1 protein-coding gene is annotated in these 522 nt (G+C 18.6%); it reads right to left on the bottom strand.

The window, feature by feature from the left end; translation table 11 throughout:
* Nucleotides 1-54: 54 nt before the first annotated feature.
* Nucleotides 55-192: a hypothetical protein gene (locus NG918_RS16725; RefSeq protein ID WP_252227175.1), complete on the bottom strand. Its 138-nt coding sequence runs from the start codon at nucleotides 190-192 to the stop codon at nucleotides 55-57.
* Nucleotides 193-522: the final 330 nt, after the last annotated feature.

Genomic DNA, 522 nt, shown 5'->3' with positions numbered 1-522 from the left:
CCCCACACGCCTCTCTTCGTCTTTATTTTAATTTAAATTTATTTCTTTTATAATTTACATTTGTTTTTTAATAGTTTTTTTTTTTTTTTTTTTTTTTTTTTCCCAATTTTTAAGTATCTCCTTACTCCCTTTTTTCCCCCTTTTTTTAAAATTTTTTACCCTTATTTCTGTTACCCCCTCTTTTTTTTCCACCTCTTTTTATTATTTCTCCTAAAAAAAAAATTTTTTATATTTTTTTTTTTAAAATATTTTTTTTTTTAATTTTTTTTAAAATTTTTTTTATAAGAAATTTTTTTTTTAATTTAAAGGGGAGTTTTAGTTAAAGATTTTTACTTCCCCCGCGGAGGGCTTTAATTGGGTTTTTATTTCCTACTCCCTTGATCAAAAAATTTTGATTTTTTTTTATTTTTTTTTTTTTTTGTTTAAAAAATTTTTTTAATAAACTATTTTATTTTTTTTTGTTTTAAGGATTTTTTTTTTTTTAATCTTTTTTTTATTTATTTGTGAGTTTTTTTTTTTCTT

Origin of the sequence: Clostridium sp. ZBS2, assembly GCF_023845855.1 — a bacterium.
Classification (GTDB): Bacteria; Bacillota; Clostridia; order Clostridiales; family Clostridiaceae; genus Clostridium; species Clostridium aquiflavi.
Note: the sequence above shows the minus strand (reverse complement) of the source record. Positions and strands in the feature narration are given on the sequence as shown.